Raw genomic sequence first — 1,139 nt, 5'->3', positions numbered from 1 at the left:
TGTCTTGTCCTAGAATAGCTATACACTAAAACAAGTGTATGGAAACATCAAAACAGGAAAATTATGTATTACGATCAAACCAACAAGAACGCTATGACAAACGACTGATTTTAAAAATTGTCAAAGAAGTAGAAGCTGGCCTTCCAAGAAAAGAAGCTAAACAGATCTACAAACTGGGAAAAAGCTCATTGGATATCTGGATGAAACGATACGGTTCAGAACATTACCATCAAAACCTCAAACGAAGAAGCTACACGAAACTACAAAAACGCACCATCGTTACAGCTATTGAGCAAGGAAGAATGACCATTAAAGAAGCCCAAACAGCTTATAACATCAAAACAGAAAAGACCATAAGAGATTGGCTCTTATGTTTTAAAGAAGAAAAAGTTGATATTTGTATAGTAACACAACCTCGAATGGCAAATATAAAACCATCAGACAAACAAGCTTTAGAGAAAGCCTTACTAGAGGCAGAACTAAAGATAAAGGCTTTAAATACGATGATTGATGTAGCTGAAGAACAGCTTAAAATCGATATCAGAAAAAAGTCTGGTGCCAAACAGTCTTAAAAATGAAGCAGGACTTCCCTAAATTAGGGATAGGCTTGCTATGTCGATTGTTTGGCAAAACAAGACATGCTTACTATGATGCTCTCTGGCGTAAAGAACGCAGTCTGGTTAAAGAAGACATTATTCTCCAAGAGGTTCTCAATATTAGAAAACAGTTACCCAAATTAGGCACTCGTAAACTACATTACATATTAGATAAGAGGCTTCTGTCTCACAATATAACCATTGGCAGAGACTATCTGTTTAATTTACTATCCGACCATGATTTATTGGTCAGACAACGTAAACGCAAAGCCATTACAACAGATTCAAGGCATTGGATGAAAAAGTACAGTAACCTTATTAAAGAGATGCCCATAACCCGACCAGAGCAAGTATGGGTCAGTGATATAACCTACATCAGAATGGTTAATCAATGGGGATATTTAAGTTTAATAACAGATGCTTATTCAAGAAAAATAATGGGTTACAGCTTTAGGATGGATTTAACAGCACAAGGTTGTATAGATGCCTTAAAAATGGCTTTAAACAATAAAGCTTATCAAGAATCAATGATACATCATTCCG

Annotated in this window: 2 protein-coding genes; both read left to right on the top strand. The window is 35.6% G+C overall.

The window, feature by feature from the left end; all coding sequences use genetic code 11:
• The first annotated feature begins 38 nt into the window (after window positions 1–38).
• A complete protein-coding gene (locus J1D01_RS17410; protein WP_421151779.1) occupies window positions 39–572 on the top strand; it encodes an IS630 transposase-related protein in 534 nt (177 codons plus the stop codon).
• 2 nt (window positions 573–574) lie between these two features.
• Window positions 575–1,139: DDE-type integrase/transposase/recombinase (locus tag J1D01_RS17405; protein ID WP_421151778.1), on the top strand; the 565-nt coding region annotated here is incomplete at its 3' end.

The sequence above is a fragment of the Seonamhaeicola sp. NFXS20 genome, from assembly GCF_049132085.1.
Lineage (GTDB): Bacteria > Bacteroidota > Bacteroidia > Flavobacteriales > Flavobacteriaceae > Seonamhaeicola.
This window is presented reverse-complemented; position numbering and strand designations above follow the sequence as displayed.

Bases quoted from the DNA above. Each gene is read 5' to 3' on its own strand.
- J1D01_RS17410 (WP_421151779.1), top strand. From the start codon at position 39: ATGGAAACATCAAAACAGGAAAATTATGTATTACGATCAAACCAACAA.